Annotated in this window: 28 protein-coding genes and 1 pseudogene; 8 read left to right on the top strand and 21 right to left on the bottom strand. The window is 63.8% G+C overall.

Going from position 1 to position 26707, the window contains the following annotated elements; all coding sequences use genetic code 11:
- Positions 1-156 precede the first annotated feature (156 nt).
- Complete coding sequence (ctrA, locus tag V1293_RS16680; RefSeq protein ID WP_016848562.1) at positions 157-858, bottom strand: response regulator transcription factor CtrA; 702 nt, start codon at positions 856-858, stop codon at positions 157-159.
- 366 nt (positions 859-1224) lie between these two features.
- Here ctrA and fliI point away from each other — a divergent pair, with 366 nt between their 5' ends.
- The 4 genes and pseudogenes from fliI to V1293_RS16660 all read left to right on the top strand — a co-directional run bounded on the left by fliI (position 1225) and on the right by V1293_RS16660 (position 4722).
- Positions 1225-2550, top strand: a complete 1326-nt coding sequence (fliI, locus tag V1293_RS16675) for a flagellar protein export ATPase FliI (RefSeq protein ID WP_334510987.1) — start codon at positions 1225-1227, stop codon at positions 2548-2550.
- 109 nt (positions 2551-2659) lie between these two features.
- Positions 2660-3077: pseudogene (gene fliJ / locus V1293_RS16670) on the top strand (flagellar export protein FliJ).
- A gap of 182 nt (positions 3078-3259) precedes the next feature.
- On the top strand, positions 3260-3805 hold the full coding sequence (locus V1293_RS16665; protein WP_334510986.1) for a sigma-70 family RNA polymerase sigma factor: 546 nt from the start codon (positions 3260-3262) through the stop codon (positions 3803-3805).
- A gap of 17 nt (positions 3806-3822) precedes the next feature.
- Positions 3823-4722 carry an anti-sigma factor gene (locus V1293_RS16660; RefSeq protein WP_334510985.1) on the top strand — a complete coding sequence of 300 codons (900 nt, stop codon included), beginning with the start codon at positions 3823-3825 and terminating at the stop codon, positions 4720-4722.
- A 164-nt stretch (positions 4723-4886) separates the two neighbouring features.
- Here the strand turns inward: V1293_RS16660 and V1293_RS16655 are convergent, their stop codons facing one another.
- The 5 genes from V1293_RS16655 to flhA all read right to left on the bottom strand — a co-directional run bounded on the left by V1293_RS16655 (position 4887) and on the right by flhA (position 10225).
- Complete coding sequence (locus tag V1293_RS16655) at positions 4887-5093, bottom strand: hypothetical protein (RefSeq protein WP_334510984.1); 207 nt, start codon at positions 5091-5093, stop codon at positions 4887-4889.
- A gap of 316 nt (positions 5094-5409) precedes the next feature.
- Complete coding sequence (gene ubiV / locus V1293_RS16650) at positions 5410-6339, bottom strand: ubiquinone anaerobic biosynthesis protein UbiV (RefSeq protein WP_334510983.1); 930 nt, start codon at positions 6337-6339, stop codon at positions 5410-5412.
- Positions 6340-6341: 2 nt separating this feature from the next.
- A complete protein-coding gene (gene ubiU / locus V1293_RS16645; protein WP_334510982.1) occupies positions 6342-7358 on the bottom strand; it encodes a ubiquinone anaerobic biosynthesis protein UbiU in 1017 nt (338 codons plus the stop codon).
- The gene (gene ubiT / locus V1293_RS16640; protein ID WP_334510981.1) at positions 7355-7873 is read right to left on the bottom strand and encodes a ubiquinone anaerobic biosynthesis accessory factor UbiT; all 519 of its coding nucleotides are present in this window, start codon (positions 7871-7873) and stop codon (positions 7355-7357) included. The genes ubiU and ubiT overlap by 4 nt, the downstream gene beginning before the upstream one ends.
- A gap of 114 nt (positions 7874-7987) precedes the next feature.
- A complete protein-coding gene (flhA, locus tag V1293_RS16635; RefSeq protein WP_334510980.1) occupies positions 7988-10225 on the bottom strand; it encodes a flagellar biosynthesis protein FlhA in 2238 nt (745 codons plus the stop codon).
- Positions 10226-11082: 857 nt separating this feature from the next.
- Here flhA and V1293_RS16630 point away from each other — a divergent pair.
- Positions 11083-11544, top strand: coding sequence for a GNAT family N-acetyltransferase (locus tag V1293_RS16630; protein ID WP_334510979.1), 462 nt, complete (start codon positions 11083-11085; stop codon positions 11542-11544).
- A gap of 167 nt (positions 11545-11711) precedes the next feature.
- On the opposite strand, the gene V1293_RS16625 is transcribed toward V1293_RS16630, so the two are convergent.
- Entirely contained in the window at positions 11712-12158 is a 447-nt protein-coding gene (locus V1293_RS16625; RefSeq protein WP_334510978.1) for a hypothetical protein, read from the bottom strand.
- A 254-nt stretch (positions 12159-12412) separates the two neighbouring features.
- On the opposite strand from V1293_RS16625, the gene V1293_RS16620 reads away from it, so the two are divergent.
- On the top strand, positions 12413-13255 hold the full coding sequence (locus V1293_RS16620) for a GNAT family N-acetyltransferase (RefSeq protein ID WP_334510977.1): 843 nt from the start codon (positions 12413-12415) through the stop codon (positions 13253-13255).
- 6 nt (positions 13256-13261) lie between these two features.
- Here V1293_RS16620 and V1293_RS16615 read toward each other — a convergent pair whose 3' ends face one another.
- The 8 genes from V1293_RS16615 to V1293_RS16580 form a co-directional block, all read right to left on the bottom strand.
- Positions 13262-14338, bottom strand: coding sequence for an AI-2E family transporter (locus V1293_RS16615; protein WP_334510976.1), 1077 nt, complete (start codon positions 14336-14338; stop codon positions 13262-13264).
- 177 nt (positions 14339-14515) lie between these two features.
- A complete protein-coding gene (locus V1293_RS16610) occupies positions 14516-14848 on the bottom strand; it encodes a hypothetical protein (protein ID WP_334510975.1) in 333 nt (110 codons plus the stop codon).
- A gap of 265 nt (positions 14849-15113) precedes the next feature.
- The gene (locus V1293_RS16605) at positions 15114-15419 is read right to left on the bottom strand and encodes a copper-binding protein (RefSeq protein WP_334510974.1); all 306 of its coding nucleotides are present in this window, start codon (positions 15417-15419) and stop codon (positions 15114-15116) included.
- Between the two features lie 35 nt (positions 15420-15454).
- Positions 15455-15946: a cupredoxin domain-containing protein gene (locus V1293_RS16600; protein WP_334510973.1), complete on the bottom strand. Its 492-nt coding sequence runs from the start codon at positions 15944-15946 to the stop codon at positions 15455-15457.
- 53 nt (positions 15947-15999) lie between these two features.
- A complete protein-coding gene (locus V1293_RS16595; protein WP_334510972.1) occupies positions 16000-17373 on the bottom strand; it encodes a multicopper oxidase family protein in 1374 nt (457 codons plus the stop codon).
- Positions 17374-17578: 205 nt separating this feature from the next.
- The gene (locus V1293_RS16590) at positions 17579-19018 is read right to left on the bottom strand and encodes a TolC family protein (protein ID WP_334510971.1); all 1440 of its coding nucleotides are present in this window, start codon (positions 19016-19018) and stop codon (positions 17579-17581) included.
- Positions 19015-19311: a hypothetical protein gene (locus V1293_RS16585; RefSeq protein ID WP_334510970.1), complete on the bottom strand. Its 297-nt coding sequence runs from the start codon at positions 19309-19311 to the stop codon at positions 19015-19017. The genes V1293_RS16590 and V1293_RS16585 overlap by 4 nt, the downstream gene beginning before the upstream one ends.
- A 79-nt stretch (positions 19312-19390) precedes the next feature.
- Positions 19391-19813 (bottom strand): hypothetical protein, encoded by a 423-nt coding sequence (locus V1293_RS16580; protein WP_334510969.1) that lies wholly within the window; start codon positions 19811-19813, stop codon positions 19391-19393.
- 298 nt (positions 19814-20111) lie between these two features.
- Here V1293_RS16580 and V1293_RS16575 point away from each other — a divergent pair, with 298 nt between their 5' ends.
- Entirely contained in the window at positions 20112-21311 is a 1200-nt protein-coding gene (locus V1293_RS16575; RefSeq protein WP_442894355.1) for an MFS transporter, read from the top strand.
- 3 nt (positions 21312-21314) lie between these two features.
- On the opposite strand, the gene V1293_RS16570 is transcribed toward V1293_RS16575, so the two are convergent.
- The 3 genes from V1293_RS16570 to V1293_RS16560 all read right to left on the bottom strand — a co-directional run bounded on the left by V1293_RS16570 (position 21315) and on the right by V1293_RS16560 (position 23395).
- Complete coding sequence (locus tag V1293_RS16570) at positions 21315-21719, bottom strand: DUF4864 domain-containing protein (RefSeq protein WP_334510967.1); 405 nt, start codon at positions 21717-21719, stop codon at positions 21315-21317.
- Between the two features lie 200 nt (positions 21720-21919).
- Entirely contained in the window at positions 21920-22804 is an 885-nt protein-coding gene (locus V1293_RS16565) for a PEP-CTERM sorting domain-containing protein (protein WP_334510966.1), read from the bottom strand.
- Between the two features lie 153 nt (positions 22805-22957).
- Entirely contained in the window at positions 22958-23395 is a 438-nt protein-coding gene (locus tag V1293_RS16560; RefSeq protein ID WP_334510965.1) for a cupin domain-containing protein, read from the bottom strand.
- Between the two features lie 119 nt (positions 23396-23514).
- Between V1293_RS16560 and V1293_RS16555 the strand changes: the two genes are divergently transcribed.
- Positions 23515-24405, top strand: coding sequence for a LysR family transcriptional regulator (locus tag V1293_RS16555; RefSeq protein ID WP_334510964.1), 891 nt, complete (start codon positions 23515-23517; stop codon positions 24403-24405).
- Positions 24406-24536: 131 nt separating this feature from the next.
- Here V1293_RS16555 and V1293_RS16550 read toward each other — a convergent pair whose 3' ends face one another.
- From V1293_RS16550 to V1293_RS16540, 3 genes are read right to left on the bottom strand one after another with little or no spacing between them, the layout of a single operon-like run.
- Positions 24537-25322, bottom strand: a complete 786-nt coding sequence (locus V1293_RS16550) for a 2-keto-4-pentenoate hydratase (RefSeq protein ID WP_334510963.1) — start codon at positions 25320-25322, stop codon at positions 24537-24539.
- Between the two features lie 8 nt (positions 25323-25330).
- On the bottom strand, positions 25331-26110 hold the full coding sequence (locus V1293_RS16545) for a crotonase/enoyl-CoA hydratase family protein (protein ID WP_334510962.1): 780 nt from the start codon (positions 26108-26110) through the stop codon (positions 25331-25333).
- 46 nt (positions 26111-26156) lie between these two features.
- The gene (locus V1293_RS16540; RefSeq protein WP_334510961.1) at positions 26157-26645 is read right to left on the bottom strand and encodes a tautomerase family protein; all 489 of its coding nucleotides are present in this window, start codon (positions 26643-26645) and stop codon (positions 26157-26159) included.
- Positions 26646-26707: the final 62 nt, after the last annotated feature.

Genomic DNA, 26707 nt, shown 5'->3' with positions numbered 1-26707 from the left:
GACGGCTGGGCACGTGCGCCGGGGCGCTTAGGACTTCGACGCGCGATCATCCCGACAGCCTCGCAAAGCCATGTGCCCAAACAAAAACCCCGCCGTTTCGGGCGGGGTCCAGTCAGGACGAGTGAGCCTTGCGGCTCGCTGTAAAAACCCTGGGCGTCAGGCGGGGATGCGCTCGTCCGCCTCGTGCGGCTCGCGCAGCACGTAGCCGCGGCCCCACACGGTTTCGATGAAGTTGCGGCCTTCGGAGGCGTTGGCGAGCTTCTTGCGCAGCTTGCAGATGAAGACGTCGATGATCTTCAGCTCGGGCTCGTCCATGCCGCCATAGAGATGGTTGAGGAACATTTCCTTGGTCAGCGTGGTTCCCTTGCGGAGCGAGAGCAGCTCCAGCATCTGGTATTCCTTGCCGGTCAGGTGCACGCGCTGGCCGCCGACTTCGACCGTCTTGGTGTCGAGGTTGACGACGAGATCGCCGGTCTGGATGACCGACTGGGCATGACCCTTGGAACGGCGCACGATCGCATGGATGCGGGCGACCAGTTCGTCCTTGTGGAAAGGCTTGGTCATGTAGTCATCGGCGCCGACGCCGAGGCCCTTGACCTTATCCTCGATGCCGGCGAGGCCGGAGAGGATCAGAATGGGGGTCTTGATCTTCGAAACCCGGAGTTGCTTGAGCACGTCGTAGCCGGACATGTCGGGCAGGTTAAGGTCGAGAAGGATAATGTCGTAGTCATAGAGCTTACCGAGGTCGACGCCTTCTTCCCCGAGGTCCGTCGTATAGACGTTGAAACTCTCGGATTTGAGCATCAGCTCGATCGACTGCGCGACAGCGCTGTCATCTTCAATCAGCAAAACGCGCATGCCAGTCCCCTTTAGTCGCCGCTCCGGGCGTCAGGTCGGCCGCACTTGCGGCACTCAAAACGCCTTTGAACAACTGATTCGGATCCTGACAGACACATGGTTAACAAATCCTGATTCCGGTTCGCAAGGTCTTTAAGTGCAATTTTTATCGAATCGCCCTAAGATATTGCGTCGAAGCAGCTTTTCCCTACCGTGCCTGCTCAAGCTCCAAATTAAGAGACGGGCCTAACCGACTCCCGCGATTCGTCCTTCTTCTGATGGGCGAGCGCTCTCAGTCACCAAAGACAGTGACGCAATGATTAATGATGCGGGTAAACACGAGGTTAAGCGGACCCCGCCAAAACGCGGAAACTTAAGGTTTTCGAAATGAAGGCGCTCGCGGAGCAGATCGGCGATATCGACGGCGTCAATATATATGGCCGTGTTGTGGGTGTGCGCGGGCTGATGGTCGAGATCGCGGGGCCCATTCATGCGATGTCGGTCGGCGCGAGGATCGTCATCGACACCGGCGGGAACCGCTTCATCCCGGCTGAGGTCATCGGCTTTTCCGGGAGCAATGCTGTCGTGATGCCATTCGGTGGGCTCGACGGTGTCAGGCGCGGTTGCCGCGCGGTCATTGCCACAGCGGCCAGCCAGGTGCGGCCGTCACCGGCCTGGCTCGGCCGCGTCATCAATGCGATGGGGGAACCGATCGACGGCAAGGGGCCGCTGGTGCAGGGGCCGTCGCCGATGCCCTACCGCAATTCGCCGCCGCCGGCGCATTCGCGCAAGCGCGTAGGCCTCCCGCTCGATCTGGGCGTCCGTGCGCTCAACACGTTCCTGACCTGCTGCCGCGGCCAGCGGCTCGGCATCTTCGCAGGTTCCGGCGTCGGCAAATCGGTGCTGCTGTCGATGCTGGCGCGCAACGTCGATGCCGACATCACCGTCATCGGCCTGATCGGCGAGCGTGGCCGCGAGGTGCAGGAGTTTCTGCAGGAAGATCTCGGCGACGAGGGCCTTGCGCGCTCGGTCGTGGTGGTGGCGACATCGGATGAACCCGCCTTGATGCGGCGGCAGGCGGCGTATCTGACGCTGGCGATTGCGGAGTATTTCCGCGACGAGGACAAGGACGTGCTGTGCCTGATGGACTCGGTCACGCGCTTTGCGATGGCGCAACGCGAGATCGGGTTGTCGGCCGGCGAGCCGCCGACGGCCAAGGGCTATACGCCGACCGTGTTCACCGAATTGCCGAAACTTCTGGAGCGGGCAGGGCCGGGCACCGGCGTTGGCACCATCACCGGCATTTTCACGGTGCTGGTCGACGGCGACGACCATAACGAGCCGATCGCCGACGCGGTCCGCGGCATCCTGGACGGCCACGTCGTGATGCAACGCTCGATTGCGGAGCGCGGGCGGTTTCCCGCGATCAACATCCTCAAATCGGTCTCCCGCACCATGCCGAGATCGGCCAATCCGGACTATCTGCCCGTGATCATGCGGGGCCGCCAGGTGATGGCGACCTACGCCGACATGGAGGAACTGATCCGGCTCGGCGCCTACCGGGCGGGTTCGAGCCCCGAGGTCGACGAGGCAATCCGGCTGCACGAGCCGCTGGAAGCCTTCCTGCGCCAGGCCAAGGACGAAAAATCGAGCCTGGATGACGGCTATCGCCGATTGGCGCAAATCCTCACCAATTTGGAAACGGAACGCTAACTTTGTCAGGCCATCATCCCGGGCACATGATTAATGACGCCGGTGGGGCCCCCCGGGGGAGCCGGCTCCGTCCCGCGTTCAGATTGGGACTTCTGGGGAGTATGAGTCGATGAAGTCACGCGAAACGCTGATCCGCCTGAAGAAATTTCAGGTCGACGAGAAGCGCCGAAGGGTTACCCAGATCGAAGGCATGATCGCCGACTTCCAGCGCATGTCGGTCGATCTCGAGCGCGAAATCCAGACCGAGCAGGAGCGGGCCGGGATCAACGATCCCTCCCATTTCGCCTACCCGACCTACGCCAAGGCCGCGATCCAGCGCCGGGAAAACCTGACCCGTTCCGCCGACGAACTGCGCATCCAGCTCGAGGATGCCAAGAGCCTGTTGAGCGAAGCGTTCGAGGAGCTGAAGAAGGTGGAACTGCTCGACGAGCGCGACCAGGCGCGTGAGCGCGCCGAGGAGAGCGCCCCGGGAGCAGGCCGACATGGACTCCATCGGGCTGATGCGCGCCCGGCTTGGCGTCGCCTGACACTTCTCGCCCTCATCGGTTGCACGATCAAAGCCCGGGCCGCAAGGCGCCCGGGTTTTTTCTTGTCCAATCGGCCGGAATCGGCCGACTTGGTGGCCCCTGTGACGCAGGGTATGGTACGAAACTTCTCGATTGCTCCGGCGTAAGACGCGATGGAGGAAACGCGATTTGGGGGACGCTGAATGCTGACGCCAGCGGAGCTGGTCTGGCTGATTGCCGCGGTTGCGAAGGGGGATGAGGCCGCTTTCGAGCGCCTTTACGCCGCCACGCGCGCGAAACTCTTCGGCGTCGTGCTCCGTATCTTGCGCCGTCAGGACCTCGCGGAGGAGGTCATTCAGGAGGCTTACGTCAAGATCTGGAACAGCGCCGGACAGTTCAATCCGGCGCTCGCTTCGCCGATTACATGGATGGCGTCGATCGCGCGCAACCGGGCCATCGACGTGGTGCGCAAGAAGAGCGAAATCTCGATCGAGGAGGAGCCGACCGCGATGGAGGTGGCGGCCGATTCGCCCGATCCGCTGGCGCGCCGCGAGATGACGGAAGAGTTGAAGCGGTTGCTGGAGTGCGTCGGCCGTCTCGAGCCGGATCGGCAGAAGCTGGTGCTCTTGGCCTATTACAACGGCTGGAGCCGCGAACAGCTCGCCGCCAAGTTCGAGACGCCGGTGAATACGGTGAAGACATGGCTGCGCCGCAGCATGATGGAAATAAGGGAGTGTCTCGGGCTTTGATGTCCGGATCTTGAACGATGGCCTATAGCGAAGACCATATCGCGCTCGCCGCGGAATATGCGCTCGGCACCCTCGATGCCGACGAGCGCGCGCAGGTCGAGACCATGATGGCCGTCGACACCGAATACTCCGCGCTCGTCCACGCCTGGGAATACCGGCTCGGCGTGCTGAACCAGATGGTCGGCTCGGTCGAGCCGCGGCCGATCGTGTGGGAAAACATCAAGGCCGCGATCGGACATTCCACGGAGCAGCAAGCACCCTTGACGCTGCCCGAGGCCGCGCCGCCTGCGGAGCCTGCATCACCACCGGCCGATGAGCCTGTGGTCGCCGCGGCGCCTCCCGTCGCCGTGGACAATTCGAACGTCATCCAGTTGACCGGCCGGGTCCGGCGCTTGCGCAGCGTCGCGTCGATCGCCACCGCGCTTGCCGCGGCCCTGGTCGCGATGCTGGCGGTGCAGGTCTACCGGCCGGAGCTGCTGCCGGAAGCGCTGCGGCCGAAGCCGCGCATCCAGACGGTCGAGGTCAAGACACCGGCGCCATCCGCCGTGCCCTCGGCGCAGTACGTTGCGCTATTGCAGCGTGACGGCGGCTCGCCCGCCTTCATCCTGACGGTCGACGCCGCGAGCAAGAATTTCACCGTCCGCAAGGTCGGCGCCGATGCCGAGTCCGGCAAGAGTTTTGAGCTCTGGCTGATCTCCGACCAGCTGCCGCAGCCGCGCTCGCTCGGCGTGATCGGCGGCAGCGATTTCACCGCGCGCCCGGTGCTCGCCGACTACGATGCCGGTACGATCAACGCCGCGACGTACGCGGTGACCGTCGAGCCGGCCGGCGGATCGCCGACCGGCAAGCCGACCTCGGCGCCGATCTATGTCGGCAAGCTGATCGAGACGGTGCCGGCTGGCACTCCGCCGCGCTGAGCTGCAAGCTGCTTCAGGCCGTCCGAAGCGGTTGGCCCAAAAAGAAAACGCCCGTGGGGAGCGGGCGTTTTCGTAGTCAACTTGGGGGTAGTTGGGGTCTTAATTATCCACGTGGCGACTTTGGGGGGCTGTAAAGAGCCGCGTGAATTCCGTGAATTTCTCCTTTAGCGTACGACAGAGTTGTCTGAACTCGTAATCACGACCGGCTTACCGGCCTTCATCACGCGCGTGCTCGCGGTCTGGGTCAGACCTTCATCCGAGGTGTTGCGCGCAGAGATGCTGAACCCGGCGACCACGATACCCGCAACCAATGCCACGACCACGATCTTGAGATGGGTCATGCGATCTGCGCTGTAGATCGAGTGGTTCATGGAAGTCTCCTGCCGCCTTCCGCCTTGCAAATTCGTCGATCTCATTCACAGGTCGGTTCAACTTCTCGCGTCACCAAACGTGGGAATCCGGGGAATAGTTCCCAATAGGCGATCACAAGGCGGTGAAAAGACTTGAACGGCCGCGATCGAAGCGTGTCCCAAGGAAGCTGAAATCTATAAAAATATCTATTATTACAATATCTTAATAGGAGGGCTCAATTGCCTCCGGCCAGAATCCGCTCATTCCGCCCACCCGCGATAAATCATTTGCCTGTGGCCAAAAAGCACGGCCGGAAATTCAGGCTGATTTGCTCTTTCAGTGTGACGTTGCGCCCGCCGCAGCCGTCCAGCCGTAGCCGGGCCGGCCATGATGGAAGCCGTTCGAGAACGGCGCATCGAGCGGCAATTGCTTGAGGCGAGCCAGCGCCTCTTCGGCGGTCAGGACGCCGTCCAGCACGCCGCGGAAGGTAGTCGCAACCTGCACCATGTCGCAGCTATGCGGCGAGAGCCGGTAACGGGAAACGCCGGCGGCTTTCAGTTCCGGGATTTCCTGCGCGAGGTTCAGATACTCGAAGGACAGGGTCTGCACGCCGTTGGCGACCAGGAACGGCTTTTGCTCGAGCGTCGAAAGCACCAGGCCATCGGGATCGTTCTCGCAGACGAACAGGCAGGTATCCTTGGTGCGGCCGTGCGCGCGGGCGTGATAGCACCGCGCCGAGAGCGCCAGCGACTGGCGGCCGAAGACCTGGACCTCGATGGTCACGTTCTCTGTCCGCGCGGCCGCGCAGAGCGCGCCGATCGAGGTGAACGGCAGTTCGACCGGGAGGCAGATGTTCTGCGCGCCCTTGCCGGCGAGAAAGCGCAGGGTCTCCTCATTGTAGACGTTCATCAGCGGCCCGATGCAGTGCGGCCGTCCCCGCAAATGGAATGTGGCCGATGAATCATTGGCCTCGACCAGATCGTCGGTCATGCCGCAGACGTCGCTCACCAGACGGCGGTCGACCCGCGAAGCCGTCTCGCCCAGCGTCGAATGCACCACGGCCTTGCCGGCTGCACGCAGCCGCTCGACGACCGCTGCGTAGTGATCCCTGAACAGCGGCGCGCGCTTGGAGCAGATCGTCTCGCCGAGATAGACAACGGCGACCGGCGCTTCGTCGGCGATCCGGAAATAGAAGTCGCGCCAGGTTTCGGGCGCCCAGTTGAACAGGTTCGGCCCCAGCGTCAGTTCGGTTCGCGCGCCGCCCATGCTCATCTCCAGCTCTTGCTCTGAAAGGCGCCCTGGGTCTCCTTGTGACCCTCGGTCAGCGCGATCAGATCGGTCAATGCGGCCTCTTTCCCCGCCATGATGTCGTCGACGGCCCGGCGAAACGCGGCGACGACCGATTTGACATAGGCGCGGCTGCGCTGGCGGCCTTCGATCTTCAGGGCCGTGACGCCGGCGCGCATCAGGTCGGGCAGCAGCGCCGACAGGTTCAGCGAGCGCGGCTCTTCGAAGGCGTAATAGGGCTCGGGCTGCGCGGCGCAGGAATACCGTCCCTTGCAGATGGTCGGATAGCCGCCGTTTTCGCCGCAGCCATATCGATCGATGACGAACGAGCCGAGGCGGGTCGTCAGCGTGCCGTCGGCCTCCTCGTCATAGCGGACCACGGCCGCGGGCGAACATACTCCGTCCATGTTGGTCGAGACGCTGGTGACGTAATTGGTCAGGCTGCAGCGGCCCTCGGCCATCATGCCGATATTGCCGAAAACGAACGCCTCGATCTCGCAGGGGATCTGCCGGTGGATGTCGGCGATCTCGGCGACGGTGAGGATCCGCGGCAGCACCACGCGCTTGACGTCGAACTCCTCGCAGTAGAAGCGGATTGCCTCCGGCGACGATGCGCCGGCCTGCACCGACAGATGCAGGCGCAGCTGCGGATATTCGCGGGCGGCGTAGCAGGCGACCCCGATGTCGGCGACGATGATCGCATCGGCCCCGACCGAGGCGGCAATCCCGATGGCGTCCTTCCAGAGCTGGAACTGGCCTGCCGGGGGAAAGGTGTTGACGGCCAGCAGAACCTTGGCGCCCCGCGCGTGGGCGTAGTCGACCGATTTTCGCAGTTCGTCCGGCGTGAAATTCAGGCCGGGAAAATTCCGCGCATTGGTCGCATTCTGAAGACCGCAATAGACCGCGTCCGCGCCGGCATCGACGGCGGTGCGGAGGCTCGCCGGCGTGCCGGCCGGGCAGACCAGTTCGGGACGGCGGGGTACGGCACGATCATTCATGGTTCTTTCCTCTCGCCGAGGGTCCGCAAATGCGAAACCGTCGCTGCGGCCACGCCGGACAGCGGACCGAAGGCCCTGGTGATGCTTTCCACGACCCCGCCATCGACGTCGTCGAGCGCGTTGCGCAGCGCGACCACGGCTTCGGTGTCGCCGGTGACGCGCAGCTTGCGCGAGAAGAACAGCGCGTCGCCGTCGAGCGCGCCGTCGATCAGGTCGAACAGGTTGAGAAACGAGCCCGCGATGCGCGCATGCGATTGCGGCGCGTTGATGCGACGCCAGGCACTGAGCGAAGGCGCTTCCGGCCGTGGCTGCAGCACCAGCACGAACGGAAGATCGGTCGGATCGATGACGAAGGATTTTTCCGCGTGCCCGCCGAGACGCCGGAATACGTCGGGTTGGGCTTTTGCGACCTGCGTGCCGATGAGAGTGAGAATGGGTTGCAGGAGCGGGAGAGGCAGGAAGCGAAGCAGCGGAAGCGGCCAGGGCAGACCAGGTGCGGGAAGCGAAGCCAACATGGGCGCCTCAGTAGCGCCGCGATGTTGCGACGGCAAGTGCGTGGGGCACGTGCCGCATGGAATTATACTGCACATGACACGCCACTTCGAACGCGCGCGGCGAATACGAAAGCCTTAGACGCTGCCCACCGTCTTCAGCCGCGCGCGCGGGTGGATCTCGGCCTGCGACAGCACGGTGGTCTGCGAGCGGAAGCGCTCGACCAGCGAGCGGACGAACGGGCGGATCGCCGCCGAGGTGACCAGCACCGGCGCCTCGCCTTCGCGGGCGGCCTGCTCGAAGGCGTTGCGGATCGAGGTCATGAACTCCGACAGCTTCGAGGGCTGCATGGCGAGGCTGCGGTCCTCGCCGGTGCCCACGATCGATTCGGCAAACGCCTGCTCCCAGCGGGCCGAGAGCGCGATCAGCGGCAGGTAGCCGTTGTAGGTGGTGTTCTGCGCGCAGATCTGCCGCGCCAGCCGGGCGCGGACGTGCTCGACCATGGTGGCGGGGTGGCGCGAGAAGGCGAGAGCGTCGGCGATGCCTTCGAGAATGGTGGAGAGATCGCGGATCGAGATCCGCTCGGCCAAAAGAAGCTGCAGCACGCGCTGGATGCCGGAGACCGTGACCGAACTCGGCACGATGTCCTTGACCAGCTCGCCCTGTTCCTTCGGCAGGTCCTTCAAGAGCTTCTGCACCTCGCCATAGGACAGCAGGTCGCTCATGTTGTTCTTGAGCAGCTCGGTCAGGTGCGTCGACAGCACGGTGGCGGCGTCGACCACCGTGTAGCCCTTCAGCGACGCCTCTTCCTTCAGCGCGGCGTCGACCCAGGTTGCGGGCAATCCAAACGTCGGCTCGACGGTGTGAATGCCGGGCACCCCGACCTGGTTGCCGGCGGGGTCCATGACCATGAACTGGTTCGGCCAGATCTTGCCGGAGCCGGCGTCCACTTCCTTGATCTTGATGACGTAGGTGTTGGCCTCGAGCTGGACGTTGTCGAGAATGCGCACCGCCGGCATCACAAAGCCCATTTCGATCGCGAGCGACCGGCGCAGCGCCTTGATCTGCTCGGTCAGGCGGTCGGTGCCGTCGGGGCCGTTGACCAGCGGCAGCAGCGCGTAGCCGAGTTCGATCTTGAGGTCGTCGATCTTGAGCGCGGTGGCGATCGGCTCCTCGGCTGCGGCTTGGGCGGCCGCGGCTGCCAGTTCGGGCGCTGCGGCGGCGGCCGCTTCCGCCGCATTGGTGACGCGCTTGTGGTTGCGCGCCTTCCAGGCCAGCGCCGCGGCGCCGCCGCCGAGCGCCAGGAACGGGAGCATCGGAATGCCCGGCAACAGCGCCAGCACCAGCATCACGCCGGCCGACATGCCGAGCGCCTGCGGATAGCCGGAGAGCTGCTTCATCAGCGCCTTGTCGGCGGCGCCGGTGATACCGGCCTTCGACACCAGCAAGCCCGCTGCGGTGGAGACGATCAGCGCCGGCACCTGCGTCACCAGGCCGTCGCCGACGGTGAGCACGGTGTAGGTGCGGGCGGCGTCGCCAAAACTCATGCCCTGCTGCGCCACGCCGATGATGATGCCGCCGATGACGTTGATGAAGACAATCAGGAGGCCCGCGATGGCGTCGCCGCGGACGAATTTCGAGGCGCCGTCCATGGCGCCGAAGAAGCCGCTTTCGTCCTCCAGCGCCTTGCGGCGTGCCTTGGCGGTGGCTTCGTCGATCAGGCCGGCGGACAGATCGGCGTCGATCGCCATCTGCTTGCCGGGCATCGAGTCCAACTGGAAGCGCGCGGCGACTTCGGCGATGCGGCCCGAACCCTTGGTGATGACGACGAAGTTCACGATCACCAGAATCGCGAACACGATAATTCCGATGACGAAATTACCGCTCATCACGAAATTGCCGAAGGCCTCGATGACGTGGCCGGCCGCAGCCGTCCCCTCATGGCCGTGCGACAGGATCAGCCGGGTGGAGGCCATGTTCAGCGACAGCCGCAGCATGGTCGAGATCAGCAGCACGGTCGGAAACGCCGAGAATTCCAGCGGCGTCTGGATGAACAGCGAGGTCATCAGGATCAGGATCGACACCGTGATCGAGATCGCCAGGAACAGGTCGAGCACCAGCGAGGGCAGCGGCAGGATCAGCACCACCAGGATGGTGAGGACGCCGAACGCCAGCGCCAGATCGCCGCGCTTTAGGATATCTCCGATTTCGCTCAGGGATGGAAGCTTGCTGCTTTCGCCTGCGCCGCCCTGACCCGCCGTGACATCGACCATGGTAGCCGCTTCCCCCCGCGATTGACGCCCGCGGGCGCCAAACGTCTGCGCGGCGGCCGAAGGGCCGCCGGTCCGAAAGTGAGGCACCGCACTGGCGTCCACGGGGTCCTCCCGTATCTAACGCGGCCGACGACACTCGACTTCACCCGGCAATTCTTGCCGGGTGCATGGTTAGCAAAGGGTTAACGGGGGCTGATTGGATCGTCATTCCGGGGCATTGCAACGCATCGAACCCGAAATCTCGCCCCACACCCAACTGTCATACCCCGCGCAGGCGGGGTGCGCCGCGGCCTGTCGGCTCTATCGCTGCCGTCTCTGGAATACTGGGTCGCCCGGTCCCGGCTTCGCCAAAGGCTTCGCCGAGGCGTTGCCGTGCTGGCACGCCGAAGCTTTAGCGGAGGCGGCAAGCCGGGCGATGACAGCCGCATATATTCCCGCGGCGCCTGCGATCTTATCAGCGCAGCGGGCGCTGCCGCGTCCACCGCATTGCAAGACCCGCTCGCTCCCAACCATCGTCCACCGTAAAGACCATTTAGGTCAGCCCGACTGCATTTTCCGACTCGGCGGACCGTGCTCGCTTACCCGAAATTCAGCCTGGTTTGCGGGGGGCCAAGGTGTGAGCCAGTTTTCTTGTATGTTTCTGCTCGTGGCGGCTTTGATGCTCACGGCATGCTTCGGAGTAGCAGCTTGGCGCATCTCCGGTGATGGGCCGGATGTCACCGGGAGCACTTCGCCGGTATCTATCCACTTGCGCTGAAATCGATCCCCCGTTTTGGAACGGGATCGCTTGCCGTCGACCGCAAGGGTGCGATTGGATGTAACCGGCTCTGGGGAAATCAGCACGCAGGAGAGATGGAGCGAAAGCGATACCCACCGGTAGCGTTCTATCACCTTCGTGCATGGGGTTGACGGATTTCGCGTTTGCTCCGCATCCTGTGCGTTCTTTGGGACGATGTCCGATGGCCGTCACGGCAAGACCCGCTGCAGAACATGATCTCAAATTGATTTGCGAGCACCGCGAGCGGATGTTCGCCGAGCCCGGCCGTACGCGCGAAGCTCTGCGCCCGATGACTTCGGCTTTCGAGCAATGGCTCTCGCCGCGACTTGCAGACGGCAGCTATTTTGGCTGGATGCTCGAGGAGGCAGGCGTCGTGATCGCGGGCCTCGGCATGATGGTCATCGATTGGCCACCCCATCCGAGCCATCCGGCCGACCATCGCCGCGCCTACATCCTCAACGTCTTCGTGGAGCCTGATCACCGCTGCAGGGGAATGGCCAAACGGCTGATGGCGTTAGCCGAAGAGAGGGCCCGCGAACTGGGCGTTTGCTATGCGATCCTTCATTCGACGCGACAGGGCCGGCCTCTGTACGAACGGCTGGGGTGGCAGCCGACGAGCGAGATGGCGATCCGCTGGGAATAAGTGCACAGGCCGCACCAACGTGGGGTCGTGTGTTTTGGGGAAAGCGCGCAGGATGGGTAGAGCGAAAGCGATACCCGTCAATCGCGTGCGCGGCGGGGCGATGGGTATCGCTTCCGCCTTCGCTCTAGCGAGCTACGCGGACAGGTCGCTCCAGCCATCCGGCGGCTTCAATCGCAGTAGACCGACCCGCCATAGCCGTCGTCGCATCGCGCCCGCGCGCGATAGGGCACGGGCAGCGGCGGCCTCGGCGCATATTCCGGCGCGTAGTCGTATTCCTGCGCGTAGTAACGTTCCCGAGCGTAGTAACGCTCCGGATAGGCGGGCGCGCGTTCGACATAGGCCGGCTGCGCGGCGTAGGCCGGCCCGTACTCGCCATAGACCGCTGCCGGTGCACGGTATGCAGGGGCTGGCGTTCCGTAATACGAGGGCTGCCGATATCCGTAACCGGGTTCCGCGTAAGGCGGTTGCCGATAGGCCGGTCCCGGACGCACATAGACATTTGCGGAAGGCGCGTAGATTCCGCCGGGCGCCACGTAGACGGATGACAGGTCGCTGGCCGCGCCAGCCGCCGAATACAGCACAGCAAAGGCCAGCGTGAGCGATGATCGGTACATGTGTGTCGCCTCCAACAATGCAGCCCCGCAGCAGCATATGATTAATTTTCGCTAAACAATTCGCGAGGTGCAATGATATTCTGCGCGAAGAAGTGTGCCATTTCTGGACTGCGCACAGCGCATCCGCATTGCGCGTTGAGGAACTGCAGCGCGATCAAGTGCACAGTCCAGCAATTGTCGTGATTGTAATTTCCGTCATTGCGAGCCGTTGGCTCCTCGCAATGACGGGTCGAATATCTGCAGGATTGCCCGCGATGAGTGACTTCAGCATCCGCACCATGCGGCCGGACGAAATCGCGTTGGCCGTGGACTGGGCCGCGGCAGAAGGCTGGAACCCGGGCCTTAGCGATGCCGGCTGCTTTGCTTCCGTCGATCCCGAAGGCTTTCTGATTGCGGAGCTCGATGGGCTGCCTGCCGCGACGGTCTCCTGCATCAATTACGGCGCGAGCTTTTCCTTTCTCGGCTTCTACATCGTGCGCGAAGACTTGCGCGGCCGTGGCTACGGACTTCGGATATGGAATGCGGCCATCGCGCATGCCGGCCCGCGCGTGATCGGGCTCGATGGCGTGGTGGCGCAGCAGGACAATTATCGAAAGTCCGGGTTCGCGCTTGCTTACGCCAATGTCCGTTACGGCGGCACGGTTGCGGCGCCCGCTGCGCCGCGGGCTGAAATCATTGCGTTGTCCGATGTCCCGATAGCGGCAGTGGAAGCGGACGACACCACTGTGTTTCCGGCGCGGCGGCCCGCGTTCCTGCGGGCCTGGATCGGCGCGCCCGGCCATGCCGGTTGCGCGGCCGTGCGCGATGGCAGGCTTGCCGGCTGGGGCGTGATCCGTCCCTGCCGGAAGGGTTTTAAGATCGGCCCGCTGGTGGCCGACGACCGCGCCACCGCCGAAGCGGTGCTGTCGGCCTTGCTCGCCAGGGTCGGCGGCGGCGAGATTTTTCTGGATGTGCCCGGCATCAACCGCGAGGCCGTCGCCCTCGCACAGGACCTTGGGCTCGCGCCGGTGTTCGAGACCGCCCGCATGTATACCGGCGCGATTCCGCCGTTGCGGCTGGAGCGGGTGTTTGGCGTCACCAGCTTCGAGCTGGGGTAGGAGGTCCTACGGGTTCGCGTCACCAGCGGCGTCATCCGCCGACGTCCGCCGCGACGTCGAAAAAATCTCCCAGCTCACCATGAACATCGCGGCGATCAGCGGGCCGATGACAAAGCCGTTCAGCCCAAACACTTCGATGCCGCCGAGCGTCGAGATCAATACCACGTAGTCCGGCAGCTTGGAGCCCTTGCCGACCAGGAAGGGGCGCAGCAGATTGTCCACGAGGCCAATAACGAGCACGCCATACAGGATCAATCCGATACCCTGCCAGATGGCGCCGGTCGCCAGGAAGTAGATCGCAACCGGAAGCCAGACCAGCGTGGCGCCGACGGCAGGGATCAGCGACAGGAACGCCATCAGCACAGCCCATAGCAGCGCCGCGTGGATACCGAGGAACCAGAACGCGATGCCGCCGAGCGTGCCTTGCGCGATCGCGACGAGGATGCCGCCCTTCACGGTGGCGCGAACGACATCGGCGAAGCGGGTGAACAGCGCCGCCTTCTGATCGCCGCGCAGCGGAATGGCCTCCCTGATTGCTGCAGCCAGCGCCTTGCCGTCGCGCAACAGGAAGAACAGCAGATAAAGCATGATGCCGAGGCGGATCACGAAATCGAACGTGTTCATCCCGATGCTCAGCGCCTGCGGGGCGAGAATCTGCCCGCCCTTCATCAGGCCGGAGGTGAGCTTTTCACGCAGCGCCGAAAAATCGCCGAGGTTGAGCCGATCGAGCAACCCGGTGGCCCAGGCCGGCAGGGCGTCGAATATCCGCTGCAGGTAGCTGCCGAAATTGTATTCTCCCGACTGGATTTTCGCGAACAGGCTTGACGCTTCCTGCGCCAGCGAAGCCGCGATCATTGTAAGCGGCAGGATGACCATGGCGATGATGATGAGAACGGTGACCGCGGCCGAAAGGCTCGGCCTGCCTGGCATCGATTGCAGCAGCCTTCGATGGACGGGTGCGAAAAGCAGCGCCACGACGACCGCCCAGAGCACGGCGCCATAGAAGGGGTACAGCACCCAGGCAAACGCCAGGGTGACAGCGGTGAGCAGCAGCAGAAAACCTTGATGTTCGATCCTTGGCACGGCCCGTCTCGTTCGTTGGCGTCAACTCGCGGCCACGCCACCGTCCAGACAACGATCCCGGCGCGGCTGTCCGACGCCGCGCCGCATGGTGCCGATGGGTTTCGCTTGCGCTCGACCCATCCTACGGCTTCGCGCCGCAATGTCGAGATTTCGGTTCATCGCCGCCGGCGCTCGATTTTACTCCAGGCACCGGTAGGTGCCGGCGCTCATGTGCAGCACGCGGTCGCGCACGGATACCGATGTCACGTGCCCGTGCAGATCCTGGCCGCGTCGAATCAAGATCGTGCCATACCCGACGCTGTAGCTCCCGTTCGGACGCCCCTTGCGTTCGAACGTGCCAGCCGACCCAGTAACACTTTTTCCAAAGATGAGGATATCGTCGCCGGTACAGGTCTTGCCGGAAACGACCGCTCGGATCGCGGCGGCCGATCCGTCAACTGTCTCCTGAGCAAAAAGCACCGCAGGCGCAGCCGTCGCAGCCGCGAACAAAATCAAAGAGGGGGCTCTCATGGCAACCTCCATCCCTCAGAGACGACCTGCAAGGTCGCGCATCCATGGCTGGTGGGTGGTCCATGAGGCCGTTTCCGACAGTCTTTCATGTGGGATGAGAGTCGGTCAGTTTCAACCTCGAAACCGGCTTTGGTCATCCAGCGGTCGCGATCTGAACGGCCTTCGAACTGGCCGTCGCCGAGGTCAAGGACATAGGCCCGGCGCCCGCGCGCTCCGGCGCGGGGCAACGCCAGCGACGTCGCTCCGCGCTTCGTCCAGCTCGAGGCTACTTCGCCTTCTGCATCTTCGTGATCGTAATGCCGGCGGTCGCCCGCTCCGCATCGAACTTGACCTTGTCGCCGACCTTCACCTGTTTGAGCATCGCCGGGTCCTGCACGCGGAAGACCATCGTCATGCTTTCGTCCTCCATGTCGAGCTTTTTGATGGGACCATGCTTCAATGTAATTTTTCCGGCCGCCTCATCGATCTTTTTCACTTCGCCACTGGCCATCGCTTCCTGCGCCACGGCGGAAACAGCCGTAAACGTCAGCGCAAGACAGAGCGCAGCTGCGGCAATTCTATTGAACTTCATGGTTCTTCCTTTCGATTTCCAATTGATGTCGTCCGCTACTTGACGACGACAGTGCCCACCATCCCCGCTTCCCGGTGACCAGGAATCAGGCACGAATATTCGAACTGGCCGGCCTTTGTGAACTTCCAGACGATCTCGTCAGCCTTCTTCGGGGCAAGCCGCTTGCCGTTCGGATCATCATGTTCCATGTCGGGATTCTTCTTCATCGCCTCGCCGTGTTTGAGGTTTTCGGCGGTGGTCGCCAGGATGAATTCGTGATCGAGCTCGCCGTTGTTGCGGAGCACGAACTTGACCTGCTCGCCCTTCTTCACTTCGACTTTTGCCGGCATGAACAACATCTTGCCGTCCGCCTCGCCCATCGTTACCTGGACTACTCTGGCCGGCTTCTTCGGATCGCCTGGCTCGCCGGCCGAGAAAGCTTCGTCGTGACTATGACTATGACCCTTGGGTCCCGCGCCCGCCCATGCGGAGGCGGACAGCAGCGCCGCCGCAAGCAGTGCGACGCCGGTTTGGTAACGTTTCTGCATATTTTCACTCCTTTTGACTTCGTTGATCGTGCGTTTCGGCCGCATCGCGCCGCCTACATGTGCTTCATGCCCTTCATGCCTTTCATTCCCTTCATATCGGTCGGTTTGGCCGGCTCTTTCGGCTTGCCTTGCCGCGGTGCTTCCCCAGCGGGAGCATCGATCTCGTACGCGACGGTGCCTTGCGGAAACCTGTACGGGCCGGGATCTCTGTAATCGTCGCGCGCCAACCCCTCGCGGATCTTCATCACCGTGAACATGCCGCCCATCTCGATCGGGCCGAACTGGCCGGTGCCGGTCATCATCGGCAGCGTGTTGTCGGGGGCCGGCATTTCCATACTGCCCATCGACATGCCGGTCGAGCCCATCACCATCGCGTCGGGCGCGAGCTTGCCGACGGCCTTGGCGAGGTCCTTGTGGGACACGCCGATCATGTTGCGCATGTCGTGCCCCATCGCGTTCATGGTGTGGTGCGACTTGTGGCAGTGGAACGCCCAGTCGCCGGGGTTGTCCGCCAGCACGTCGAACGCCCGGATGGCGCCGACCGGAACGTCAGTCGTCGTCTCCGGATATTGCGCGCTCTCCGGAATCCAGCCGCCATCGGTGCACGACACCAGGAACTTGTGACCGTGCAGGTGGATCGGATGGTTGGTCATTGTGAGGTTGCCGATCCGCACGCGGACCTTGTCGCCAAGGCGCACCGGCAGCGGATCGATGCCGGGAAAGACGCGGGAATTCCAGGTCCACATGTTGAAGTCGGTCATCTCGTTGACCTTCGGCAGGTACGTGCCGGGGTCGATCAGGTAACTCGACATCACGAAGACGAAGTCGCGATCGACCGGGCGAAATTTTTGATCGCGCGGATGCACGACGAACATGCCCATCATGCCCATTGCCATCTGCACCATCTCGTCGGAATGCGGGTGGTACATGAACGTTCCGCTGTGTTTGAGCTGGAACTCGTACACGAAGGTTTTTCCGGGCGGGATGTGCGGCTGGGTCAGGCCGCCGACGCCATCCATGCCGCTGGGGAGGATCATGCCGTGCCAGTGCACGGTGGTGGCCTCGGGCAGGCGGTTGGTGACGAAGATGCGGACCTTGTCGCCCTCGACCGCCTCGATGGTCGGCCCGGGTGACTGGCCGTTATAGCCCCACAGATTGGCCTTCATGCCTTCGGCGAATTCGCGCACTACTGGCTCCGCTACAAGGTGGAATTCCTTCCAGTCGCCGTTCATGCGCCATGGCAGCGACCAGCCGTTCAACGTCACCACCGGCCGGTAGTCGGGGCCCGAGGTCGGATGCAGCGGCGGCTGCATTACCGCCTTGTCCATGACAGGTGCTTCGGGAATGGCGGCGGCCTGCACGCGGCCGGTGACGGCGCTGGCGCCGACCAGGGCGGCGGTGCCGAGAAATCCTCTGCGTGAAAACATCGGTTGTCTCCTTATGGCGCGTTGAAGTGACGCGTGTCGGGCTGCGTTCCCCGGATGCTGCGCAGCATGCCGCGCTTGCGGCATGATGCGCTGCTGATCCGGGGTCCACACGCCGCGGTAATGGGTCCCGGCTCTGCGGAGCAGCGCCAGGTGCGCTGCACCGCGTCCGGGACACGGGATACTGGTGCGGGCAAGGCCATCATGCTCAGTGCCCACCGCCGGCCGCGGGCGCCGCCGCGGCCGTGGTCGTTGGAGTTTCTCTTGGGCCACCCGAGCCGCCGCCGTTGACGGCGGTCTGCAGGTCGGATTGCGCCAGCCAGAACGCGCGTTTGGCGTCGATCGCCGCGCGCAGCGAGGCGAGGCGCTGGCGCGCTTCGGTCAGAAGCGCGAACACATCTATCTGCATGCTGGAGAAGCGAAGCTGCATCTCCTCGGTGATGATCTGGCGAAGCGGCAGGATCTCGCGCTGGTAGTGGCTCGCGATGTCGTAGGTCGAGCGGTAGGTGCGATAGGCGTCGCGCGCTTCCGAGCGCACGTTGACGGCCTTTTCGGTGAGAAGATTGAAGGCCTGGTTGTAGCTCTCCACGGCCTGACGCACCCGCACTTCGCCGCCGTCGAAGATCGGGATCTGGAACTGGATGTCGAAACCGCGTTCGCGGAACGGCGGGGTTTCCGGATCGTGCGTGCGCTTGCTGATGCCGGCGACGTCGAGCAGCGTGACGAAGCGTGTTGCCTGCGTCAGGCCGAGCGATTTTTCGAGCGCCGCCAGTTCCATCCGCGCGATCTGCAGATCGATGCGATGGCCGACGGCATCAGCTTCGATGGTCGGAAGCGATCGCGGCTGCCGTGGCAGCGCGGGCAAGCGGTCGGGCAGCCGGAAACCGAGATCGTCGCCCCACAGGCCCATCAAGCGCGTCAGCCGTTCGCGGGCGCTGGTCGCCTCCTGGCGGGCGCCGCCGAGGTCGGCGGTGGTTTCGGCGTAAAATACCTGTTCGCGCGCCTGGTCGAGCTTGTTCAGCGAGCCGGTCTCGCCGAGTTTTTTGGCCAGCTGCGCCGTGCTCTCGGCGGTCGATTTCGCATCCGTGAGCAGGCCGACCATCTCATTGGCCGCGACGGTGCGGAAATAAACGCGCCTGACCTCGGCGGCGAGCCGCAGCGTTTCGAGCGCGGCGCGCAGCTGCGCCTGACGAAAACGCTCGCGCGCGATCTCGGAGCGGAACGGCAGCGTGGCGAGCGCGAGAATGTCGCCAACCACCTGCCGTTCGACCTCGCTGGCGCCGTTGCCGGAGATGCGGGAAATCGAAAAGGTCGGGTTCGGCGGCAGGCTCTGCGCGACCAGATCGGTTTCCGCCAGCGCCAGCTCGTTATAGGCGGCCTGCAGGCCCTTGTTGCTGAGCAGCGCGATCTGCACGGCGGCATCGACGGTGAGCGGGCGGACGAGCAGACGGCGCAGGGCGCCGCCGGCCCGCTCGGCATCGTCGGCCGAACGCACGAAGGCTATGTCCTTGCCGATGGTCTGGCCCGCGACGTCGGATACGATGGTCATGCCGCTGTCCGGCGAAAATGATGCGCAGCCGGCGAGGGTAAGGCTGGCCGTCAACAGCAGGGGAATTGCTGGCGTGCGCCGGGTGAAACGAATGTTCATGGCCGTTCCCCAGGGGTCTTGGGGGCGACACTGTCATTGCGCTCGCGCCACGGCGCCGGCGTCGATGGGCGCAGCGCGGTGTAGGGCGCGATCGTCGAGCGGTAGCCGACGCTGGCCGTTCTCGCCGCCGGATCCGCGGGATCGGCGGCGGCCAGGCGTGTGGTTGCAGGCGTGCAGCCGCTCGCACCGATGGCTAACGCGACGACCGCGCCGCTTATCGCTGACTTGAAAATGGCATGGCGTCCGCCCGCCGAACCTGCGGCGGCGGACTTCGCCCCAAACTGCGAAGACATGATGGAACCCCTGATCTGTCGATGGACCACGGGCATGCGCGCGCTGGTCGCGCCGCTGCCCACGTCGTTACGTCAGAGATCAGGCGATGGGGGGACGGTAGAGCAGAGGGGGCGCCTCACCCGGCAGGCGCTGGAAGTTTTCGGCAACGCAGAGCGAGATCAGCTGCACTGGCGTTGCAACTGCAGGCGGATCGGCCGCGATCGCCGAAACGCACAGCATGGCGCAGCACGGTCCCGGCGAGCCTTTGCCGCCGTGCTGATGCTTGGCGTGCTCATGCGTGGCGCTGCCGGTATCGGCTTGGTGTTGATGTCCCTCGCCGTGCTGGTGCGAGGCGCTGGCTGCATGCATGGGCTGCGCGCCGTCATGCACATGCGCGGCGGCGGTCGCCGGCATCTCGGTCATCAGGCAGGACGCGGCGTCGCCGAGCGCCAGCGCAACACCGGGGGCGAGCACGCAAAACAGATAGAGCAGGGCGACAAACCACCCCGCTTTGGCGCGCATTCGCCTCGTCAAGCGTACGAACATGGCGGCAAACTAGTACCAACCCCCGATTCTGCCAAGATGGAGCGGAGATTCTCTCCCCGTCATTCCGGGGCGATGCGACAGCACCGAACCCGGAATCTAGAGATTCTTCACGTCATCTCGAGATTCCGGGTTCACGCTGCGCGTGCCCCGGAATGACGACCCACCCCACATCTGCATGCCCAATATCGCGGCAATGTGGCTTGACCTTGGGCGATTAGCCGTCGAAGTTCCGTCGGCCGTGGCAATTTCTTCTGAACTCACCCGAGATTCCGACCTGTTCATTCCCGACTCGCGCCGGGCATGGCTGCGGCTTGCCGTGGCTGTGCTGATCGGCTCGCTCGGGAGCGTCGGCATGTGGTCGGTGGTGGTCGCGCTTCCCGTGGTGCAGACCGAGTTCGCCGCGAGCCGCGGCACCGCCTCGCTGGCGTTCACGATGATCATGCTCGGATTCGGTTCCGGCGCGGTGCTGACCGGCAAGATCACCGACCGCTACGGCATCGTCACCGCGATCGGGCTTGGCATCGGCATTTTGGGCTTGGGTTATGTCGTCGCGGGGATGTCATCTTCGATCTGGCAATTCATCCTGGTGCATTTTGCGATCGGGCTGTCCTCGTCGGCCACCTTCGGCCCGCTGATGGCGGAGGCCTCGCACTGGTTCGACCGCTATCGCGGGCTCGCGGTCGCCGTCGCCGCCAGCGGCAATTACATCGGCGGCGCGATCTGGCCGCCGCTGGTCAACCACGGCATCGAGACCATGGGCTGGCGCACCACCCACATCGCGCTCGGCATCTTCACGGCGGTGGCGATGACGCTGGCGCTGATCGGCCTGCGGATGCTGATGGGGGCAGGCGTGCAGCGTGACCATCAGAACGCGCCGCCGCCGCGCGTCGACCTGCGCCTCTCCACCAATGCGCTGACGGTGATCCTGTCGCTCGCGGCGATTGCCTGCTGCGTGGCGATGTCGATGCCGCAGGTTCATATCGTCGCCTATTGCGGCGATCTCGGCTACGGCGTGGCGCGCGGCGCCGAAATGCTGTCGCTGATGCTGGGTTTCGGCATCATCAGCCGCATCGGCTCGGGCTTTCTCGCCGACAAGATCGGCGGCATCCGCACGCTTTTGATCGGCTCGGTGGCGCAAGGCACCGCGCTATTGTTCTATCTGTTCTTCGACAGTCTGACCTCGCTCTACGTCATCTCGGCGATGTTCGGCCTGTTCCAGGGCGGCATCGTGCCGAGCTACGCCATCATCGTGCGCGAGGCGATGCCGGCCTCGGAAGCCGCAACACGCGTCGGCATCGTGATCTTCGCCTCCGTGTTCGGCATGTCGTTCGGCGGCTGGGTCTCGGGCGCGATCTTCGACGCCACAGGTTCCTACACCGCAGCGTTCGCCAACGGGCTGGCGTGGAACGCGCTGAATATCGGCATCATGCTGCTGCTCCTGATGCGCGCCCGGCAGCGGCTGGCGATGGCTTGATTTTCACACGGCCTGTCCCGCCTTCAGCAGCGAGCAGCCCGTGATCTTCAGGCGGCCGTCTGGCTGCTGCTCCAGCGTGTACATCGCCTCCCAGGCCTCGCCATTGTCGTCGACGATATGGACGCGTTGCGCGATCCGGCCGCCTGCCGCGCGCGCCTCGCCGAATTCGAAACTCTTGTGGCGATAGACCGGCGCGTAGCCCTGCCGGACCATCTGCATGAACATGTCGGCTTGCGGAAAGAGCTGTTTGATCTCGGGCGCGGCATGGGAATAGGCCGCCGCGGCGTCGTCGCGGCCAAACGCCTGCTCCTGCGCGCGGATCACGCTCTGCGCGGCGGAAACGTCGTCGGCTGAGGCGGGCGCGGCGAGGCCGAACAGAAACACGAGAAGCAGGACGATGGCGCGCATGGGGTTGCTCCGTTGGCGATGCCCATGAGCTACGTTTTACATCGCAACCGGTTTCCTGTCCGCGCCATTCCCGTTACGAACTCCGGAAATGCCATATCGCCCGGGCGTCCGCCGGCCTTATGCGCAGCGGCGTCGCACGCTTTGGAAGGCTCGCGAAAGAAAAAGCCGCCCGAAGGCGGCTCTCATTTAATGACCGCGGATCAGGCGGCGATCAATGCAGCTTTCGACTTCCGGCGATACGCCGTGAAGCCGATGCCCGCGAAGCCGAGAACAAGCATTGCCCAAGTGGAAGGTTCGGGAACCGCGCTCGTCAAACCGTTGCCAAATCCCTCGGTGAAGGCAATGTCATACAAAAATGCGTTCGGACCCACTAAGTTGAAAGTCGGATCGATAAAGGCGAATAAATTTTCGTGACCATTTCCTGGGACCCCGGGAGTGCTGCCGTCAACGGCGGCGTCAATACTGGCATCCAAGTACACGTTATAGATCGTATTGGTCTTGAAGGCATAGATATCAGCCACGGTGAATCCGCCCGATCCGGGCAATCCCTGGGTGGAGCCGCGGAACGAACTGGCTGTTGCCAACAAATCGATTGCGGCCGGTCCGTTGTTTGCCTCCCGCACGCCAAAATAGCTGCGCAAACTTGCTCCAAGATACTCCCGAGGCGAAAGAGAATTGAAGCCAACGCCGCCCAGGGCATTCACCATCACTGTGGCGGTGCCGTCGGGACCAAAGATTTCGAACGAGTACCTTGTCGACGCCAAAATCCTGGCTGTTGCAAAGCCGCCGGTGTCCGCAAAAAGATCCGCTGCGATGCTGATGCCCGGCGTCGGCGTGGTAGAAACGGCTAACGATCCGCTCGCAGTGGCAGCCGGCTTACTTACCGACGTTGAGATCGAAACCTCCCCACTGGTGCTTTGTTGAATTTGAGCAGGAGTGTAACTCAGATCATTTGCAAATATCTGAAAGAAGCCAGCATTGTAGTTTTCAACCAATCCTCCCGGGGTGAGCGTTGTCGCGGCTGCTCGCGACACGAATAACAATGTCCCGACGGCGAATGCACTGAACCCAACAAATCTTGTCATGGATATTCCATTCCCTTGAATGAGATTGAACCTACGCAGTGAAAGACTGCGCGCCATTCAAAGCCTGCTCGATCGACCAAAGCCAGTTTGTGCGGAAAGAACCAAACAACACATGGCTGGATGCTGAAGCCCTCGACCCCTTGTGCGCCGGCGCTAGTGCGACTTCGTGTCGAGGAACGGCGTATCGTTGGCGCTGACATAGAAGATGACGACCTTGGTCAGCTCGGTGGCGCTGCGGTTGTAGCCCGTCATCGGCACCTTCGGCGGTTCGACCAGCGCCTCGCCGGCCTTGACCGTGATTGGTGGGCGGCCGTCGAGCTCGAGGGTGAACGCGCCTTCCAGCACATAGACCGTCACCGGAAAACGGTGGGTGTGATAGACGGTCTTGTCGCCCGGCTTGAACGTTGCCGTCATGACCCGCACGGTCTGCTTGTCGTCCGTGGGCAGTCCCTCGACGACCTGCTGCAGCACCATGTTGGGCTTGGCGGTACCGGGCACGGCGGCGCCGTGCTGTTGCGCCTGTGCCGGACTGTCGGCTCCGACGCCAAGGCCGGCGAGCAGGGCGATGCCCCGGACGAGATGGCTGCGCATGTATCGCTCCTTTGTTAGCCAATCACCGCGCTGTTTCGATGTAAAAGCGTAGGCGGCCCGGCCACGCCGCGGGAGCCGCAAGATTGCTAGGGCCCGCTCCAAAAGTGCATAATGGCAGGATGTTCGACTGGAACGATCTGAAATACTTCCTCGCCGTGGCGCGCCACGGCAGCACGGTTGCCGCCGGCAAGGCGCTTGGCACCAGCCAGTCGACCGTGCACCGCCGGCTCGAAGAGCTCGAACGAAAGCTCGGGCAGGCGCTGGTGACGCGGCAGGCGAGCGGCTATCGCCTGACCGAATACGGCACCACGCTGCTGCCTTTCGCCGAACGCATCGAGGCCGCGGTCGGGGATTTTCAGCGGCGGGCAGCCGATGTCGAGCAGGACATGAAGGGCGCGATCCGCGTCACCTGTCCGGAGCCGATCGTCATCCGCATGACGCAGTCGGGCCTGATCGAGCGGTTTCACGCACGTTATCCGCAGCTTCGCGTCGAATTCATCACCAGCGACCGCTATCTCGATCTGTCGAAGGGGGAGGTGGACATCGCCTTCCGCTCCGGCGATACCGACGATGAGCTGATCGGCCGCAAGATCGCGGATTCCCTCTGGGCCGTCTATGCCAGCCGTGACTATATCGAGCGCCACGGCCAGCCCGGCCGCGTCGAGGACTTGTCGCAACATCTTCTCATAGGCTTCGACGAGACGCTGGCTGGTCACCGCGCCGCGAAGTGGCTGAAGGACGTCGCGCCCGACGCCAGGATGCCCGTGCGCAACAATAGCGTGCTCGGTCTGGTCTCCGCGGTGAAATCCGGCGCAGGGTTAGGGCCGCTGCCGACGGCGCTCGGCGACGCGGAGCCGGATCTGGTCCGCGTGCTCGGCCCCGTTCCGGAATTGACGCGAAGCTGGCGGCTGCTGACACATCCCGATATCCGCCGCGTGCCGCGCATCGCCGCGTTCTTCGATTACATCATCGAGCAGCGCGATGCGCTGAAATCGATCTTGACCGGATGAGGATTCAAGGAGTGCGCCGCGCCTGGCGGATCGATCCGCCTGACCCTCGAGCGGGATGAAATGCGGTCTCCGCCGCTTAAGTCGCATGCCCTGACGTTTGGGTTCTGGTGCCGTCCTGGCAAGAAGCCGCGTCACAGATCGATCGTGATCTCGATCGTCGCCGCCTTGCCGAACCGTGCGCGAACATGCTGGCCGCCACGCACCGGCAGCATGCCCGTCATCGAGCCGGTAGAGATCGTCTCGCCGGCGCGAAGGCCGTCGCCCCATTGGCGACGCTGTTCGGCCAGCCACCACAACGGCCGCAGCGGATCGCCCATGACGTCGGCGCCCATGCCCTCGCGCCGTGACACCCCATCGATTTCAAGCCGGACCGGCATGGATGCAAGTCCCTCGCGCCAAGTCTCGATCCTGTCGCCAAACACATAGCGTCCTGACGCGCTGCCGTCGGCGAGAATGGCAGGCAGCGGCGGCAGGGCCTTTCTCGGATAGCGGCATTCCGCCACTTCGATGCCCGCATGAACCTCGGCGATCGCCTCGATGGTTTCAGGAAACGTCCAGGGCTCGGCCCTCGGCGGCAGGTCGCGCGCGAGCGTGACGAAGAACTCGCATTCGACCAGCGGGTCGAGCAACTCCGCGGCCTTGAAATGCACGGGAGAAGTGCAGGCAAAGCGGCGGAACGTCCTGCCGTAGATCGGTCCGTCCAGTTGCAGCTTGCCGCGCACCGCGTCCGTTGTGCCGGCGATCTTCCAGCCCAGCGGCTCCCAGCCGAGACGTTCCGCGACGATCTGGTTCACGGCATAGGCTTCAAGCGCCGTATCCGGCACGAGGTCGTCGGGCAGGGAGAATTGCCTGACGTTGCGCCGCGCTTGCACGAGCTGGTTCGCCAGTTCTTCTTGTTTTCCGGAGATTGATTTCACGTTCGTTCTTACCGTCCTTGAAACACCGCGGCGCGGCGCTCGATGAAGGATTGAATGCCCTCGCGGGCGTCGGCGCTGTTCAGCACGCGTTCGCGCACGGTCGGAATATAGGCGATGGCGGCCCTCTCGCCATGCTCGACATATTTCGCGGCAGCCTCCTTGGTCACCTGAATTCCAAGCGGCGCATTTTTGGCAATGATGGCTGCGAGCGCCATCGCGCGCTCGACCTGCTGGCCCGCAGGCACCACCTCCTGAACCAGACCGATCTCGCGGGCGCGTGATGCGGTGAATTCATCGCACAGGAACAGATGATACATCGCGTTGCCCCAGCCGGTGCGCGACAGGAAGCGGAAATGCGCGCCGCCGAACGGGGCAATGCCACGCCTGGATTCCATCTGGCAGAACCTGCTGTCGTCGGCGGCGACAACGATGTCGCCCGCCAGCATCAGTTCGATGCCGATGGTGAAGACGATACCCTGCACGGCGGTGACGATCGGCTTTTTGCAGCGCTTCTGCAGGCCGAATACGTCGACATTGCCTTCCCTGAAGTTTCGCTTCTCGGCGTTGGGGCCGAAGAATTTCGGCATGTCGAGGCCGGCGGTGAAATCCTTGCCCTCGGCGCAGATCACGCCGACCCAATAGCTGTCATTGTCGTGCAGTTCGGTCAGCGCGTCCGACAATTGCTCCATCATCGCGGGCGAGAACGCGTTCTTCTTCGCCGGGTTGTCGATGATGATCTTGAAAATGCGATCATACGTCTCGGTGCGGATTGTTCCTTCGGCGCTCATGATGTTCGCTCCCTCCGTCCTGGATGTCTCGAATGTTGTCGCGCGGTTATCGCTCGTATTTGACGGCAAGCGCGGTGCGGATCGCCGCGGCGCGCTCCGGGGCAAAGTGCGATGCGCCGTGTTCGAGCAGGTCGAGGAACGACAACACGCCGCCACGCGAGCCCCAGCTGCCTTCCTCGATGATGCGGAAATTGATCCACCAGCCCGGCGCCGGCGTCTTCACCCCGCAGGCATCGGCGAGTGCGGCATGGATGTTGCGGATCACCGTGGCGCGGTCCTCGCGCGTCCAGCAGCAGTCCATGACCACGACGTCGACCACCATGACGTCGCTTGGCTTGTCCGAAAGCAGTTCGCCGCCGTGCGCAATCATGTCGAGCGGCCGCTCGGCAAAATGCACCTGATAGCCGCGGCGCGCCTCGGGCGCGAGCTTGCCGACCTCCGGAACCAGCACGGCGTCGGTCAGGGTTTTCGCCAGCGCACGGCGCTGATCGGCAGTCAACCGCCCTTGCGGCGTCATCACGTGGATAAACGTCATCGATCGTTACCTCCCGCTACCGACTATGACAAGTGGCATAAGTCGATCGGGCTGGCTATGTC

Origin of the sequence: Bradyrhizobium sp. AZCC 1693, assembly GCF_036924745.1 — a bacterium.
GTDB lineage: Bacteria > Pseudomonadota > Alphaproteobacteria > Rhizobiales > Xanthobacteraceae > Bradyrhizobium.
Note: the sequence above shows the minus strand (reverse complement) of the source record. Positions and strands in the feature narration are given on the sequence as shown.